General features: G+C 39.5%; 16 protein-coding genes. 10 read left to right on the top strand and 6 right to left on the bottom strand.

The features are described 5' to 3' along the window. Positions 1–95 precede the first annotated feature (95 nt). The 5 genes from U735_RS0124080 to U735_RS0124100 all read left to right on the top strand — a co-directional run bounded on the left by U735_RS0124080 (position 96) and on the right by U735_RS0124100 (position 5,819). The gene (locus tag U735_RS0124080; RefSeq protein ID WP_031446267.1) at positions 96–647 is read left to right on the top strand and encodes a CopD family protein; all 552 of its coding nucleotides are present in this window, start codon (positions 96–98) and stop codon (positions 645–647) included. Positions 648–763: 116 nt separating this feature from the next. Continuing rightward, the gene (locus tag U735_RS0124085) at positions 764–2,188 is read left to right on the top strand and encodes a sensor histidine kinase (RefSeq protein ID WP_031446268.1); all 1,425 of its coding nucleotides are present in this window, start codon (positions 764–766) and stop codon (positions 2,186–2,188) included. Between the two features lie 67 nt (positions 2,189–2,255). Then, complete coding sequence (locus U735_RS0124090; RefSeq protein ID WP_031446269.1) at positions 2,256–3,038, top strand: enoyl-CoA hydratase/isomerase family protein; 783 nt, start codon at positions 2,256–2,258, stop codon at positions 3,036–3,038. Positions 3,039–3,060: 22 nt separating this feature from the next. Further along, positions 3,061–4,632, top strand: coding sequence for a hypothetical protein (locus U735_RS0124095; protein WP_031446270.1), 1,572 nt, complete (start codon positions 3,061–3,063; stop codon positions 4,630–4,632). Between the two features lie 113 nt (positions 4,633–4,745). Then, positions 4,746–5,819, top strand: a complete 1,074-nt coding sequence (locus U735_RS0124100) for a PA0069 family radical SAM protein (RefSeq protein ID WP_031446271.1) — start codon at positions 4,746–4,748, stop codon at positions 5,817–5,819. 653 nt (positions 5,820–6,472) lie between these two features. Here the strand turns inward: U735_RS0124100 and U735_RS0124105 are convergent. The 3 genes from U735_RS0124105 to U735_RS0124115 form a co-directional block, all read right to left on the bottom strand. Continuing rightward, the gene (locus tag U735_RS0124105) at positions 6,473–7,129 is read right to left on the bottom strand and encodes an HD domain-containing protein (protein WP_031446272.1); all 657 of its coding nucleotides are present in this window, start codon (positions 7,127–7,129) and stop codon (positions 6,473–6,475) included. Beyond that, positions 7,126–7,863: a lysophospholipid acyltransferase family protein gene (locus U735_RS0124110; protein WP_031446273.1), complete on the bottom strand. Its 738-nt coding sequence runs from the start codon at positions 7,861–7,863 to the stop codon at positions 7,126–7,128. Before U735_RS0124110 ends, U735_RS0124105 begins: the two co-directional genes overlap by 4 nt. Before the next feature lie 81 nt (positions 7,864–7,944). Beyond that, positions 7,945–8,355 (bottom strand): BrxA/BrxB family bacilliredoxin, encoded by a 411-nt coding sequence (locus U735_RS0124115; RefSeq protein WP_031446274.1) that lies wholly within the window; start codon positions 8,353–8,355, stop codon positions 7,945–7,947. A 137-nt stretch (positions 8,356–8,492) separates the two neighbouring features. Here U735_RS0124115 and U735_RS0124120 point away from each other — a divergent pair, with 137 nt between their 5' ends. The 4 genes from U735_RS0124120 to U735_RS0124135 all read left to right on the top strand — a co-directional run bounded on the left by U735_RS0124120 (position 8,493) and on the right by U735_RS0124135 (position 12,138). Next, positions 8,493–9,230, top strand: a complete 738-nt coding sequence (locus U735_RS0124120; RefSeq protein WP_031446275.1) for a tellurite resistance TerB family protein — start codon at positions 8,493–8,495, stop codon at positions 9,228–9,230. A 37-nt stretch (positions 9,231–9,267) separates the two neighbouring features. Beyond that, entirely contained in the window at positions 9,268–9,852 is a 585-nt protein-coding gene (locus U735_RS0124125; protein WP_031446276.1) for a HupE/UreJ family protein, read from the top strand. Between the two features lie 210 nt (positions 9,853–10,062). Beyond that, positions 10,063–10,497: a deoxycytidylate deaminase gene (locus U735_RS0124130; protein WP_031446277.1), complete on the top strand. Its 435-nt coding sequence runs from the start codon at positions 10,063–10,065 to the stop codon at positions 10,495–10,497. Positions 10,498–10,512: 15 nt separating this feature from the next. Further along, positions 10,513–12,138, top strand: a complete 1,626-nt coding sequence (locus tag U735_RS0124135; RefSeq protein WP_031446278.1) for a S41 family peptidase — start codon at positions 10,513–10,515, stop codon at positions 12,136–12,138. Here the strand turns inward: U735_RS0124135 and U735_RS0124140 are convergent. Then, complete coding sequence (locus U735_RS0124140) at positions 12,135–12,338, bottom strand: hypothetical protein (protein ID WP_031446279.1); 204 nt, start codon at positions 12,336–12,338, stop codon at positions 12,135–12,137. The two genes, U735_RS0124135 and U735_RS0124140, sit on opposite strands and share 4 nt — an antisense overlap. 20 nt (positions 12,339–12,358) lie before the next feature. Further along, the gene (locus tag U735_RS0124145; protein WP_031446280.1) at positions 12,359–12,937 is read right to left on the bottom strand and encodes a MarC family protein; all 579 of its coding nucleotides are present in this window, start codon (positions 12,935–12,937) and stop codon (positions 12,359–12,361) included. 150 nt (positions 12,938–13,087) lie between these two features. Here U735_RS0124145 and U735_RS0124150 point away from each other — a divergent pair, with 150 nt between their 5' ends. Beyond that, positions 13,088–13,660 carry a DUF3109 family protein gene (locus tag U735_RS0124150; RefSeq protein ID WP_031446281.1) on the top strand — a complete coding sequence of 191 codons (573 nt, stop codon included), beginning with the start codon at positions 13,088–13,090 and terminating at the stop codon, positions 13,658–13,660. Here U735_RS0124150 and U735_RS0124155 read toward each other — a convergent pair. Further along, entirely contained in the window at positions 13,650–15,401 is a 1,752-nt protein-coding gene (locus U735_RS0124155; RefSeq protein ID WP_232233323.1) for a tetratricopeptide repeat-containing sensor histidine kinase, read from the bottom strand. The genes U735_RS0124150 and U735_RS0124155 overlap by 11 nt on opposite strands. Between the last annotated feature and the right edge of the window lie 109 nt (positions 15,402–15,510).

Genomic DNA, 15,510 nt, shown 5'->3' on the forward strand with positions numbered 1-15,510 from the left:
GTTGACCACTGTTTTAGATGGGTAAACCAGTAAGGATACCAAAGATTAGTTTTTCAGAAATCCGTCTACTATCTTTACGGAACAATAGACATTGTATGACCGACTATTACAACTATATTAAATCCTTGCACCTCATTTTTGTAGTTACCTGGTTTGCAGGATTGTTCTATATCCCTCGTTTGTTTATCTATCATATCGAAGCCGATCAAAAACCGTCACCAGAGAGGGAAATCCTAACCCATCAACTAAAGTTGATGACCAAGAGATTATGGTTTATCATTACATGGCCGTCTGCCGTTCTAGCTACCTTATTTGCCATATGGCTATTGTTTTTGTATCCTGCCTGGTTGCAACAACCGTGGATGCACATAAAACTTGTCTTTGTGCTGTTGCTAATAATCTATCACTTAAAAAACCATCAGATCTTTAAACAGTTGCAGCGCGATGAGGTGAAATACACCTCCAAATTTATGCGCATATGGAACGAAGGAGCTACCTTAATTCTATTTGCAGTGGTTTTTTTGGTAATCTTAAAGGGAACCTTCAATTGGATTTTTGGTGTTGTCGGCATCATTGTACTGGGAGTGCTTTTAATGCTTGGTATAAGGCTCTACAAGCGGATCCGCGAAAAAAATCCAGAGGCTTAAGTGCCATTTCGCTTTAAATCGATATCCTTTTTGGCGTGATAATTGTTACCTTTAAGATTTAAAATATATTTCAATTGTTGAGAAACATTTCCTTGCGTTCCCGAATTTTTATCTCCATGATTTTTTGGGTGGTAATTGCATTTGTTTTGATTGCATCGGTCACTATATACCAGTACAGTGAGCAAAATAGGGATTACCATGCAGAACGTATGGAACGTAAGGAGGAACAGATTAAACAGAGCATTGATCTGGCACTTCAAAAGACTACCTTTCCTGTAACAACAGAAAACTTAGGTCATATTTTTCGTGATGAGATCTATGAGATCGCTCTGGTACAGAACATAAATTTTAATATTTATGATCTCGAGGGCGAGCTAATTAAAAGTTCCAGACCCAAGTTTGAGGTAGATTCCATTTCTACCTGTTTGGATGCAGAAGTGTTGAACAATTTGGCTTCCTCCCCGAACAAGAGGTATGTGGAACAAAAATCGGCCGCAGGCTATAGTTATCAGGCGTCCTACACCTATATAGACGACAAAAGGTTTAAACATGTGGGGATTTTAAACCTGCCGTATTTTGAGGACAACTCCTTTAATGACAAGGAGTTAAAGGAAATATTGTTAAGGCTTACAGGAGCATATTTACTTTTGATGCTCTTGGCCATTGGGCTTGCCTATTTTATTTCCAAATATATCACCAGGTCCTTGCAGACCATTTCGGACAGATTAAATCAGACCGATCTAACCAAGAGGAACGAAAAGATCATAGTGGAAAATCCCAGTGAGGAAATTGGAAAATTGATTACCTCCTATAACGAAATGATCGATGAGCTGGAAATAAGTGCTGCAAAATTGGCCAAAGGGGAAAGGGAGCAGGCATGGCGAGAAATGGCAAAACAGGTGGCCCATGAAATTAAGAATCCACTTACTCCCATGCGTCTAAGCGTGCAGAGTTTTGAACGTAAGTTCGACCCTAATGACCCGGACATTGCAAAAAAGGTTTCGGAGTTTTCAAAAACATTGATTCAACAGATAGATACTATGAGTAGTATCGCTTCTGCTTTTTCCAACTTTGCCAATATGCCTGCCCAGCAGAACGAGACCTTAAACGTTGTAAAGATCGTAAAAATGGCAGTGGATATTTTTGATGAAAACTATATTCATTTTTCCTCCGAGGAAGAGGAAATAATTGCCAAATTAGATCGGACACAATTAATAAGGGTCGTTACCAATCTGGTTAAAAATGCCACTCAGGCCATTGTGAATGTAGATACTCCCCATGTTTTGGTAACCGTCTACAAAGATGGGGATTTTGTAAAAATGACAGTGGAGGATAATGGGGTGGGAATCTCAATGGAATCGAAGGACAAGGTGTTCGAACCTAAGTTTACCACAAAGACTAGCGGTATGGGCCTTGGTCTGGGGATGGTAAAAAATATTGTTGAAACCTACAAAGGAACCATCAATTTTACTACCGAACCCGGCAAGGGTACTATTTTTACGGTACGGTTTCCCATCGCCAATGATGGCGGAAATACATAAGGCCTTATGGGCAAGAAAGTCAATATTAATATTTTGACAAATTGAGTTGAAAATTAATTTTAAAGTCATGAAATACGAAAATTTACTTATTACTACAGACAAGGAGTTGGCCATCATCACCATAAATAGACCAACAAAATTAAATGCACTTAATAAGGCAACCATCGAAGAACTGCACTATGCATTTAAAGGTTTGGAGAAAGATAAAAACATAAAGGTGATAATTTTAACGGGAAGTGGGGAGAAGGCGTTCGTGGCAGGGGCCGATATTTCCGAGTTCGCCAGTTTTTCAGAAAAAGAGGGTGCTAAATTGGCCGCTAAGGGTCAAAAACAATTGTTCGATTTTGTGGAAAACCTTTCCACGCCGGTTATAGCCGCCGTCAACGGATTTGCCTTGGGAGGTGGGTTGGAATTGGCCATGGCCTGCCATTTTAGGGTAGCTAGCCATAATGCCAGAATGGGCCTTCCCGAAGTTTCACTGGGTGTAATACCGGGCTATGGGGGAACACAGAGACTGCCACAGCTTATAGGGAGGGGCAGGGCCATGGAAATGATCTTAACAGCCAGTATGATCGATGCTGCCAAGGCATTGGAGTTCGGTTTGGTCAACTATGTGGTTGAGCAGGAACACCTCATGGATCTTTGTAAGAAATTTGCAGGTAAGATATCGAATAATTCGCCCGTAGCCATTAGTTATGCAATAAAAGCGATAAATGCTGGTTTTAACAATAGTATTAACGGGTTCAAAACGGAAATAGAGGCGTTTGGCAGTTGTTTTGGTACTTCTGATTTCAAGGAGGGAACCACTGCTTTCTTGGAAAAGAGGAAGGCCAATTTTCCGGGTGCTTAGAAAAAGCCCTAAATAGTTTGTTATGGATATTGGGAAAAATCTTGTGTTACCATGTTTGTTTTTGTGCTTTTTTTTCCTGACACAGGCTCAGCAATTGCCTGTTAAATATAGCTTTGGAGAAAAATATAACGATAGGTATAAATATTCCAATCTATTGGAAATTTCGGATGACGGAATGGGAGGCTCTATTTTGGTGCGTTCCTATTACACCGGCATAATCCTGAAGCCCAAAGGATATTATATTGAACATTACAATAAGGATTTGGACCTGGTAGGGGAATATAATTACAAGCTAAAAGGCCTTGATTTTGTAAATGCATTTGTAAAGAACGGACAACTTAATATCTTGTTCTTGGATTACAATCTTGGCAAAGGCTCCTATGATTATGTGGTACATAGAAGTCCAATAGACACTTTTAATTTTATTGAGGAGACCATTCTTTCCATACCTTCTGAGCAGGTAAGCGAACCTTTGGACCATAATTACTATAAGAGGAATTTTTCATCAGGTTTTACTACCACTGCTTTTCTTAATGAGGACAAATCCGCTATTGCCATCAGTACCCACTATAAAAAAGGAAAAGACGAAAAGCACTTTGTATATCTCTTCAATAGTGGCCTAAAAAAACTCATAGAATATGATTTTTCTGCAGAAATAGAGGAAAAGAACTATGCCTTTGAAAACATGGTTACTTCAAAAGATCTAAACCAAGTCTATCTGGTTGGTAAGGCCTATTATAAAAAGAAGCGTTTCGCGGCTACGGAACGCAAATTTCAATACGAATTGCTAAAGGTTGACAAGAATGGGGCCATTACACAGACTTTTGATGACCCAGGTAAATTTTCGGAAGCTTTAAAACCCGTTATGGTTAATGATAAGTTGATCTGTGTTGGTTTTTATGCAGACAGAAAGGACAATAGATATAATGGTTTGGCCTATTTTGAACTTGATAGGAATTCTTTGGGCATCAAGGCAAAAAAATACAATGCGTTTTCACAACAATTCATGGAGGATAAGTTTGGAAGGGAAGACGACACGGAAATTAAAAATTTGGTCTTTAAGAATGTCAGCGTTACCAAGGATAATTCCATTCTTTTTAATGCGGAGGAATACTTTGTTACCTCCAGTGTGCAGCAGGACCCAACCGGTTCCAGGGTGAAAATAGAAAGGTTTCATTACAACGATATTGTCAGTGCCAAATTAAATTCTGAAGGAGATATCATTTGGGCAAGAAATATTAATAAGTCAGAGGTCACCCAGGGAGATGGCGCTTACGCGTCATACAGTTCTTGTGCCAGTGGCGACAATACTTATTATTTGATCAGCACGGCCGCAGAAAATCCACAATTGTTAAGTGGTGAAAGGCTAGTTTTTAAACAGGGACTTAGCCGTAACAGAAATGTATTTATGATCCAATTGGACAAGGACGGGAAGATAAGTTATGAAAAGGTGATTGATGACCACGAAGCACGCCTCCCCTTAATGGTTTCCATGCCATTAATAGGCAAGGAAAACAATAATATGCTTTATTATGCCAAAAGGGGATCCAAAAAGCAATTGGTCAAGGTTGAAATTACCGGCCTTAATAAATAAGAACTCTTTCATAGATTCGCTATACCCCATACTCCTGGATAGGTCTGTTAATTAACAGATACAAATTGATTATTATTGGAAATAATCCATATTTTTGGATTAAATCCATTATTTTGCAAGAGAAAGAATATATCAAGGGTAGAGGGGCCCAGAAAAACACGAACAATAGGTTTGCCGAATTCTCCAATGAACTAAGGGACGATTTTTTGGAATTCTGCCGTATTGAAGGGGAGATATCGGATCGTAACAAGACGCAGTACCTTCCTATTTTTCCAAAGACTATTGTAAACAAAGTCAGTAGTCCCGATGTGGGCATGAATTATTCCCTCAATCCTTATCAAGGTTGCGAACACGGATGTATCTATTGTTATGCCAGGAATACCCACGAATATTGGGGCTATAGTGCGGGACTTGATTTTGAACGCAAGATTTTGGTCAAAAAGGACGCGCCTGCCCTATTGGAAGCTAAATTGAAAAGTAGAAGTTGGAAGGCGGCTACCATTGTCCTATCAGGGAATACGGACTGCTACCAACCTGCTGAAAAGCAATTTGGGATTACCAGAGCTTGTTTGGAAGTGTTTCTAAAATACCGGCATCCGGTGGGTATCATTACCAAAAATGTATTGGTTCTTAGGGATTTGGACATTCTTACACAATTGGCGCAGGAGAATTTGATTGCTGTAAATGTTTCCGTAACCTCTTTGTCCGAAGAAACCAGGCGCATACTGGAACCTAGAACGGCCACTATAAAAAAGCGACTGGAGACAATTCGGCACTTGGCCGAAAACCATATACCGGTAAATGCAATGTTGGCCCCTATTATACCCGGTATAAACAGTCATGAAATTCTTAACTTGGCCAAAGCCGTATGCGATGCCGGGGCACTTTCCTTTGGGTTCACAGTAGTTAGGCTTAATGGGGCCATAGGGCAAATATTTGAGGATTGGATAAGAAAGACCTTACCAGACAGGGCCAATAAAGTATTGCAGCAGATAGCGGACTGCCATGGGGGTTCTTTAAACGATAGTAGATTTGGTATACGTAACAGGGGTGAAGGCGAAATTGCCCAGCAAATTAAGGATATGGCCCATTTGGCGCGACAAAAATATTTTAAGGACAAAGTATTTCCAAAACTTAATACAGAGCTGTACGAAGCCTATAAGGGCGGCCAGTTAAAGTTATTTTAAGGTGAGTTCAACGTAAAAATAATTGCAAGACATTGATCTTGTGCAAATAAAAAAATTGCTACTGTCCCCTCGAGCCTGCCTGCCGAAGGCAGGTGGAGTACAGAGGTTTTTTTGACAGTTATATCTTTAAATTGAGGTCTCTCCCGATAACCATCGGGATGAGCCTGCTTGGCGGTAGGCAGGCTACCATTGACGTCTTTATTAATAGTCTCAATATGAATGATATGAATTGGTAACGATAGTCACTTCGACAGAGTCCCTTTTCGGGACGACGAGAAGTCACACATACTGGCCGGGAGCTGGATGTGCGATTTCTCATGTGCATTCGAAATGACGATCTGGAAACCTTCAGTTTATAACTCATACCTTTAACTGTCTCTCTACCTGTATCATATTTGATATTTACCCCAAAATCAAATTTTTAAAATCATGTCATTTTATCCGCTTGAAAAATAAAATTTCTTGGGTCTCGACCGGACAAAATTATCATAAATAGCTCATTAATAATTAAATATAATTAGAACTCACGTTATTTAAGCACATGGTTTTTAATATTCTTGGAGAAAGTATTGAAAACAAGCTTGGGTATAGAGTTCAGTCAAGCCTAAACCAATGGGTAATTTAATTATATCGAAGAGAATTTACGTTGCATATTAGGCATTACCGTTCCATTCCTTATAGAATTGCTCTAGATAGTCCAACATGAATTCGTGTCTTTTTTCAGCCAGTTTCTTGCCAGATTCAGTATTCATCTTGTCTTTTAGGAGCAGTAATTTTTCATAAAAATGATTTATGGTAGGCGCCTTGGATTTTTTGTACTCCTCCTTGGTCATTTGTAGGTTGGGAGCAATTTCCGGATTATAAAGCTCCCTATTCTTAAAACCACCGTAGTTGAAGGCACGTGCAATTCCAATAGCGCCAATGGCATCCAAACGATCGGCATCCTGTACCACCTGCAATTCCTTGGACGTAAATAGCTTTTTGGAATCCAAACTGGATTTATAGGATATATTTTCAATAATCTTTACCACGTGGTCCACTATCTTTTTATCTACCTCCAAAGATTGTAAAAACACAGATGCCATTTTTGGCCCAACGGTTTCATCCCCACCATTAAATTTAGCATCTGCAATATCGTGTAGCAATGCCCCGAGGCTAACCACAAGTACATCTACCTTTTCATCTTTTGCTATAAGAAGGGTGTTCTTAAAGACCCGCTGGATATGGAACCAATCGTGTCCCCCTTCTGCGCCTTTCAATGTTTCTTTAACAAAGGCAATTGTTTCCTCTATGATTTGGGTGTTGGTCATGCAGATGTAATTATGGCCTGGGTTATAGTTCTTTCAATGTTTTCTATGAGTTCTTCCACATCCCCGGCGTTTTCCAATGGCCTATGTACTTCAAAGCTTATGTGATTACCAATTCCATAAGGAAATTTGCCGTATTTCAACATTTTCCAGGAATTGTTGATGCTAATGGGGATAATCAGGGCGGAAGGGGCCTTTTTTAAAAGGATCTTTAATCCAGTGGTATGGAATTTTTTTGGTTGTCCCGTCTTACTTCTGGTACCCTCCGGGAATATAACGGCGGAACGATTGTATTTTTGGATATAAGCGCCCAGTTTTGCAATTTCTGTTAGGGACTGCCTATTATCCTTTCTATTTATGAGTACCGAACCGCCATGCCTTAGGTTATAGGACACGCTGGGTATTCCTTTGCCCAATTCCATCTTACTCACAAATTTGGGGTGATGTTTTCGCATGTGCCAAATAATAGGGGGTATATCGTGCATACTTTGATGGTTGAGCACAATAATGGCCGGTCTATCGGTTGGTATATCTTGTGGATTGTTAAAGGTATAACGGGTTCCAAGTACATGGGTACAGCGAAGCAGGCAGAGGTTCAATAGAGCCACACTTTTTCGGTGGGCATTATAGCCGAACCAATTAAAACAGACCCATTGAACGGGATGGAACAGAAGCAATGTTAACCCAAATAATATGAGGTAAAGGGCAGACAAAGGAAATGCCAATACTTTTTGCATGCTACAAAAATAAAAAACCGCTCTTTTACAAAGCGGTTTCATTCAATAATATTTAATGAATATTAATGGGGTATTCCCACATTAACAAAATTCGTTGTAAGCTTCCATTAAATTCTCTGCAATCACTTCTGCAGGCCTACCTTCAATATGATGACGTTCTATCATGTGTACCAATTCTCCGTCTTTGAACAATGCCATACTTGGCGAAGATGGTGGAAAAGGGATCATGGCATTCCTGGCGGCATTCACAGCTTCAGTGTCTACACCGGCAAAAACGGTTACCAAATGGTTTGGTTTTTTTGGATTCTGAAGGCTCATTTTGGCAGCAGGTCTTGCATTGGCGGCTGCACAGCCACAAACCGAATTGACCACTACCAAGGTAGTTCCTTCCTTCCCAAGGGCACTTTTAACCGCATCGGCTGTATATAGTTCTTCAAAACCGGCTATTGCCAAGTCTTGTCTCATAGGTTTTACTAATTCTGCAGGATACATAATATATATTTTTATTCGATTATTGATAAAGTTTTCAAAGATAACCATTTTAAGGCATCCTAACTAAATACCTTAACTTTTCATTAAACCTTCTATTGTACCTTAAAATTATATCTTTGCCAAAATTTGAAATAAAGATGATTAAATGGTTTGCCGCAATATTGGGGTATTATGTCTTTAGGTTTCCTGGGGCTATACTGGGATTTATTATAGGTAGCTTTTTCGATAATTTGAAAAGCTCTGGCAGTGGGGGAGGGCGTTCTGTTTTTAGGGATATTACCCAACAGCATGTATCTCCGGCCGATTTTGAGATCAATTTGCTTTCCCTTTGTTCCATTGTCATAAAGGCGGACGGTTCCGTTAGTCAGACAGAGATGGATTATGTAAGACGATATTTTGTAAGCACCTATGGGAAGGATAAGGCCAATGCCATTTTTAGGACCTTTAATGAGGTGGTTAAAAAAAGGGAAGTCTCGGCCGAACGTATATGCAACTATCTAAATCAGCGTACCAGATATGAAGTTAGGCTTCAATTATTGCATTTTTTGTTTGGTATAGCCCAAGCGGATGGTACCCTGCGCCCTGCGGAAATCGGTAAGATTTCGGAAATAGCAGGTTATTTTAGGGTAAGCAATATAGATTTTGAAAGTATTAAGGCCATGTTTATCAAATCGGCCGATAATGCCTACAAAATATTGGAAATTGAAAAAACGGTGACGGACGATGAAGTTAAAAAGGCTTATAGGACCATGGCCAAAAAATATCATCCTGACAGGGTAAATACTGAAAACGAAGCTATTAAGAAAGGGGCCGAGGAAAAGTTTAAGGAAGTTCAGAAAGCCTATGAGATTATTCAACAAGAAAGAGGTCTTTAGAACATTAATTAAATAAATCTAAATTTTATTCTGGACAATGGGAAATTTTTGGTTTTATATTCAGATGGGATTGGAGCATGTTTTGGATTTGGATGCCTATGACCATATTTTGTTCTTGGCAGCCCTGGCGGTTCCGTTTACCTTTGCAAACTGGAAAAAAATATTGGTGCTCGCCACTATTTTTACAATTGCACATTGCGCCTCCCTTGCCCTTTCGGTGTATGGGGTATTGACAGTTGATGTTGGGTTGATAGAGTTTCTAATTCCTATTACTATTTTTTTTACTGTTATTCACAATCTATTCCATGCCAATAAAGTCGCAGAGCATAGGGATATGGTACTTTATAGTGTAGCAACCGGATTCTTTGGCCTCGTTCATGGTTTTGGGTTCTCCAATTACTTTAAGATGCTGATGGCCGGGGAAGAGGAAAAAATCTCTCCCTTACTGGGTTTTGCGGTGGGTATAGAATTTTCCCAAATATTAATTCTACTGGCGGTACTCTGCATGAATTATATTGTAAGATCTTTATTTACGGTTAAACAACCTCTTTTTACCCAAGTTACATCGATTATTATCCTATTGATTACAATACCTATGTTGTTTGCTACGTTTCCTTGGTAGAGTTTGGCTAAATCTTAACCTTTCTGGATTGTATGGGTTGTAGCTAGAAGCTATCTTAGTATGGAAAAGTTATATTATTCCCAATTCGCTAATATTTTCAATAAAAAGTTCCCTTACCTTTGTAAAAGCAAACCATTGGGGTAACGGCTAAGGGGTCTGGAGACATTTATAAGGGAAATGGGCTCGTGAATAAATGGGAAAAATCAACGGATGAAGGAACGTAAACAGGAAAAGTACGACAAGGCTTACTTACGTATGGCCAGTGAATGGGGCAAACTCTCCTTTTGCAAACGCAAGCAGGTAGGGGCAATAATAGTGAAGGATAGGATGATAATTTCAGATGGTTACAATGGGACTCCGACCGGATTTGAAAATATTTGCGAGGACGAAGAAGGATATACCAAATGGTATGTTCTACATGCCGAGGCTAATGCCATATCCAAAGTAGCCTCTTCCACCCAGTCCTGTGAAGGTGCCACATTGTACATAACATTGTCACCTTGTAAGGAATGCAGTAAGTTAATACATCAGTCTGGCATAAAACGTGTAGTATATCAGACAGCTTATAAAGATAACTCTGGATTGCAATTTCTTGAAAAAGCCGGAGTGCAGCTCGTTCACCTGCCCATTATTGTGAACGTGTAAATGCCATTTTGAATCATGAAGAGAAAAAATTCCTACATATGGCCCACAATAATTGCCCTGGCTCTGGCCGCGGGTATATTCGTGGGTGGAAAATTGAATTTTAATGATTCTCCCGAGAAGCTTTTCACCACCAATTCAAAAAAGGATAAACTCAACAGATTAATAGATTATATAGATTACGAGTATGTAGACGAAATTAATACGGACAGTATTGTAGATGTCACCGTAAACAATATTCTGGAGAAATTGGATCCACATTCGGTTTACATCCCCAAACAGGAGATGGATAAGGTCTCCGAGAATATGAAAGGCGATTTTGTAGGGATAGGCGTTAATTTCTATATGTACAAGGATACTATTTCCGTGATTAGGACTATTGAGGACGGACCAAGCTTTCTCAAAGGTCTTCAAGCGGGAGACAGGATATTAATGGCAGATAATGATACTCTGTTCGGGGAAAACATCCCCAATAACCTGGTTGTTGAAAAATTAAAGGGCAAAAAGGGATCTCCGGTAAGATTGCAGGTTTATAGGAAGGACGATAATAGGACCTTTAGTGTAAATATAAAACGGGATGTGGTTCCCATAAAAAGTGTGGAGGCCTACTTTATGCTGACCAACGATATGGGCTATATCAAGGTCAATCGTTTTGCCGAATCAACCTATAAGGAGTTTAAGAAGGCCTTGAGAAAATTAGAGGCCCAAGGAGCAAAGAAATTAACCTTGGATCTAAGGGATAACCCCGGGGGATATTTGGGGATTGCAGAACAAATGGCGGATGAATTTCTGGCCGATGGGAAATTGATTTTGTTCACCAAAAACAAAAAGGGCAAGATAGATAAAGTGTTTGCTACTAAAAAAGGGGATTTTGAGGATAAACCCGTGTACGTGTTAATTAATGAGCGTTCCGCTTCTGCCAGCGAAATCATAGCCGGATCCTTACAGGATAATGATATAGGCACTATTGTTGGGCGCAGGTCTTTTGGCAAGGGTCTGGTGCAGCGCGAAATGGATTTGGGGGACGGCTCTGCCGTTCGCTTAACCGTATCCCGATATTATACCCCTACCGGGCGTTCCATTCAGAAATCCTACGAAAAGGGAAACAAGGATTATTATCAGAAATTTACAGATCGCTACCATAGCGGGGAACTAATTTCGGTAGACAGTATTAAAGTAGCCGATTCACTAAAGTTTAAAACTCCAAAAGGCAAGGTGGTCTATGGCGGAGGAGGTATTATCCCGGATGTTTTTGTGCCCATTGGGTCCAACGAATCGGAATATTTTGAAAGCATGGAAAGTTTGGGCTTTTTGTCCTATTTTGTGTTTGAGCATTTGGATGGGAACAGGGCACAGTATAAAGGGTATTCCAAAGAAGAATTTATAAATAACTTTAGAGTGGATGATATCCTTTTTGAGGTATTTATAGATTATTGTCTGGAAAGAAATATCAAGTTGGACTTTTATGCTTTTGAAGAAAGGATAAAGCTATATATTAAGGCAACCCTGGCAGAACAGTTGTTCGACCCCAATGTCTATGCCAAAATAAAAAGTGGCGGGGATGATATGTTAATGAAGGTGCTGGAATTGGATAAACCAACTATAAGGCAAAAAGAAGCTGATAGGATCGAAGCTACCAACTAATCCTGCTCAATTTTTTTCTGGATTTTTTTGGAAGTACTATAAATCAACAAAAGTACTATGGCACATAAGGCGGCCAAGATTCCAATTAAGGCTATTATGCTATTTCCTTGAAAAGGTTCCTTAAAATCTACCAAGGTCACGTTATAGGCAATTAAGCCCAATCCCAGTACAATAAGAATTACTATTAAAATTTTGTTCATCTGATCGATTGCTTAAAAGATTAAAATAACTGGTTGATATTCGAGGTAAATAGCTTCACAGCGATGGCCAAAAGTATAACACCAAATATTTTTCGGATTACATTAAGTCCGTTTTTACCCAAAATATGCTCTATTCTTCTAGAGGACTTCAGGACAAAGTAAACAAAAATAACATTTATAACTATGGCAACAATGATATTCTCTACGTAGTATTCTGCCCTTAATGAAAGTAAAGTGGTTACTGTACCGGCACCGGCAATCAAGGGAAAGGCAATTGGTACTATAGAGGCGCTTTCGGGTTGATCGTCCCTGTATAGGGTGATTCCCAAAATCATCTCTATGGCCAAAAAGAAGATCACAAAAGACCCGGCAACGGCAAAAGAGTTGACATCGATCCCTATTAGATTTAAAATTTCTTCCCCTACAAATAAAAAGGCCACCATAATACAGGCCGAAACAACAGAGGCTTTACCCGATTGGATATGTCCCACTTTGTTCCTTAGGGAAATTATGATAGGGACGCTCCCTATTATATCTATAACCGCAAAAAGTACCATACTGGCAGTAACTATTTCCCGAAAATTAAAATTGAATTCCATAATTAAAAAAATATAATCCTAGTTTCTAACGTACATGTTGGCCTTTCCTAGCTAAGACGCGGCAAATTTACGTTTAATTAGGGGTATTTGGATTTATTTAAAGGAAAATATATGCCTTAAAGAATTATATTTGTCGCCTAATAAAATGGTATGTTCCAACTGGGAAAAACAATAGTATCGGAGGAAATTATTGAGAACGATTTCGTCTGTAATTTAAGTGCCTGTAAGGGGGCCTGTTGCGTTGATGGCGAAGCCGGAGCACCCCTTGAAGATAAGGAAACAGAGATTTTGGTAGATATCTATAGCAAGGTAAAACCCTTTTTACGTCCCGAAGGTATTGCTGAAATAGAAAAGCAGGGGGCCTTTATTCGTGGGGAGGATGGTGAATGGGAAACGCCTTTGGTGAATGGCAGTGAATGTGCTTATGTAATCTTTGATGACAAGGGTATCACCAAATGCGGCCTCGAAGAGGCATATAATCAAGGAGCTACCAAATGGAAAAAGCCTGTATCCTGTCATTTGTACCCCATACGTGTACGCGAGTATTCGGAACTTACGGCAGTGAACTATCATAAATGGGAAATCTGTGATCCTGCATGTTCCTTGGGCAAGGAGCTTAAGGTTCCAATTTACAAATTTGTAAAGGAGGCCTTGATTCGCAAGTTTGGAAAAAAATGGTATGCCGAATTGGAGCAAATTGCCCTAGAGCATACTAATGGGTAGGGATGTGTAGGACCACTTTGGTACCCAGGGCCACTTTATTGGAATCATACAGGTCAATTATTTCTACCTGAAAGGAGTTCTCAAAGTCTTTGGAAAAATTGGCCAACCTTTCCTTGGTAATATCGATGCCAATGGACTTTCGCTTCAAAATCTTACTTTCCTTTATTCTTTCGGAGGCCTCCCGGCCAACACCGTTATCGGTGATGCTTATTTGAATAAATTTCTCATTTTCCCTGCTTACGTGTAGATGGATCTTTTTCTCACCTTCTTTTGAGGAGAGTCCGTGCCAGAGGGCATTTTCCAGGAAAGGTTGGAGAATTAACGAAGGTATCTTAACGGTGTGCTCATCAATAGGTTCGTCTACCCGCACAGTGAAATTTATCTCGTGCGAAAATCTAATATTTTCAATGTTCATATAGAGGTCTATAGTCTCCAGTTCATCGGCCAGGGATATTTCTTTTAATGAGGAAGCTTCAAGAATTTTGCGGACCAACTTGGAGAATTTATTAAGGTAGTGCACCGCATTCTTCTTTTCATTGTTAATGATATATAGTTTAATTGAATTTAGGGAATTGAACAAAAAATGGGGGTTCATTTGGCTGCGCAACATGCTTTGCTCCAGTGTAAGGATCTGTTTTTCATTTTTTAGCTCTTTCTGTCGGTATAGTATATAAAGAATAAAAGTTAGAAGGGCCATCCCCAGGGCCCCAATGATCAGAGTGTTTGTTTTCTTGCGAAGCCGTAGGTTCATGAATTCGTTTTCCCTGGCCAAGGCTTCAATTTGGTTGGTTTTTTTCTCGGTTTCATATTTTATGATCAAATCGTTGATATAACGGCGATTGACCTCACTATTGATTTCTTCGTTGAATTTTTCGGCCATTTGGTAGTACTCCAAGGCATTCTTGTAATCGCCCTTGTAAGTGTATAATTTGGATAAGTAATTATAAGCATGGGCTATATAACTCGGTAAATGATGTTTTTTGGACATTTCCAACCCGGTCACAAGGTATTTTTCCGATTCTGCATATTGTTTTAACTCCATCAGGGCCCAGCCCATATTGATGTTTATGACAGCTACGATAGACATGTCCCCCAAAGATTCTGCAGCCAACAGGTTGGGTTCAAGAATTTCCAATGCCTGTGTTAATTTGTTTTGCTTTATATAGATCTGGGCAATACTATTTTTGCATATAACCCTTCCCTTATCGCTATCAATTTCGTTATTGTAATCCAAAGAGGTCCTGTAGTAGTGTAGGGCCTCTTCCAATTCACCCTTGTACTCCAAGCATTCCCCAATATTTTGATAGTTAATGGCGAGGCCTAACTTATTGCCAAGCTCCTTGGCAGAAGCCATTGCCCTTTTAAATTGAGCAATGGCTATATCGTATTGTTTCAGGATTAAATAAAGGTTACCTATGCTGTTAAGGGATACATTAATACTTTTTTTAAGATCATTGGAAGGATTGTTCACGCTTTCGGCCAATTCCAAAGCTTCCTGATGGTAATCCAGTGCAATTTTAATGGCGTCACTTCTTCTATAGACTACGCCCAACATATTTAAACTATAGACCCGGAACTCTAAGTTGTTATCTTGTAGGGCGGCTTCTAAGGCCTTTTCATGGAGGGCAACCGCCTTTGGGTAATTGGAAATGTCCCTATATTTTCTTCCAAGTTGGTTTAAGGCGTAGGACTGCCCTATAGGATATTTCTTTATTAGCGCTTCACTATTGAAATAACGCATGTAAATTGTATCAGTTCTTTTGGGGTTCAGCACAGAATCCAGTCCTTCATAGGTTGTTGGCCTTGCTTTTATTAGGCTGTCCGTTATTCTTTTAAATTCTTCTGAAACT

This window comes from Arenibacter algicola (assembly GCF_000733925.1).
Lineage (GTDB): Bacteria > Bacteroidota > Bacteroidia > Flavobacteriales > Flavobacteriaceae > Arenibacter > Arenibacter algicola.

Coding starts and splice junctions, on each gene's coding strand:
- U735_RS0124080 (WP_031446267.1), top strand. CDS start 96: ATGACCGACTATTACAACTATATTAAATCCTTGCACCTCATTTTTGTA.
- U735_RS0124085 (WP_031446268.1), top strand. CDS start 764: ATGATTTTTTGGGTGGTAATTGCATTTGTTTTGATTGCATCGGTCACT.
- U735_RS0124090 (WP_031446269.1), top strand. CDS start 2,256: ATGAAATACGAAAATTTACTTATTACTACAGACAAGGAGTTGGCCATC.
- U735_RS0124095 (WP_031446270.1), top strand. CDS start 3,061: ATGGATATTGGGAAAAATCTTGTGTTACCATGTTTGTTTTTGTGCTTT.
- U735_RS0124105 (WP_031446272.1), bottom strand. CDS start 7,129: ATGACCAACACCCAAATCATAGAGGAAACAATTGCCTTTGTTAAAGAA.
- U735_RS0124110 (WP_031446273.1), bottom strand. CDS start 7,863: ATGCAAAAAGTATTGGCATTTCCTTTGTCTGCCCTTTACCTCATATTA.
- U735_RS0124115 (WP_031446274.1), bottom strand. CDS start 8,355: ATGTATCCTGCAGAATTAGTAAAACCTATGAGACAAGACTTGGCAATA.
- U735_RS0124120 (WP_031446275.1), top strand. CDS start 8,493: ATGATTAAATGGTTTGCCGCAATATTGGGGTATTATGTCTTTAGGTTT.
- U735_RS0124125 (WP_031446276.1), top strand. CDS start 9,268: ATGGGAAATTTTTGGTTTTATATTCAGATGGGATTGGAGCATGTTTTG.
- U735_RS0124130 (WP_031446277.1), top strand. CDS start 10,063: ATGAAGGAACGTAAACAGGAAAAGTACGACAAGGCTTACTTACGTATG.
- U735_RS0124135 (WP_031446278.1), top strand. CDS start 10,513: ATGAAGAGAAAAAATTCCTACATATGGCCCACAATAATTGCCCTGGCT.
- U735_RS0124140 (WP_031446279.1), bottom strand. CDS start 12,338: ATGAACAAAATTTTAATAGTAATTCTTATTGTACTGGGATTGGGCTTA.
- U735_RS0124145 (WP_031446280.1), bottom strand. CDS start 12,937: ATGGAATTCAATTTTAATTTTCGGGAAATAGTTACTGCCAGTATGGTA.
- U735_RS0124150 (WP_031446281.1), top strand. CDS start 13,088: ATGTTCCAACTGGGAAAAACAATAGTATCGGAGGAAATTATTGAGAAC.
- U735_RS0124155 (WP_232233323.1), bottom strand. CDS start 15,401: ATGCGTTATTTCAATAGTGAAGCGCTAATAAAGAAATATCCTATAGGG.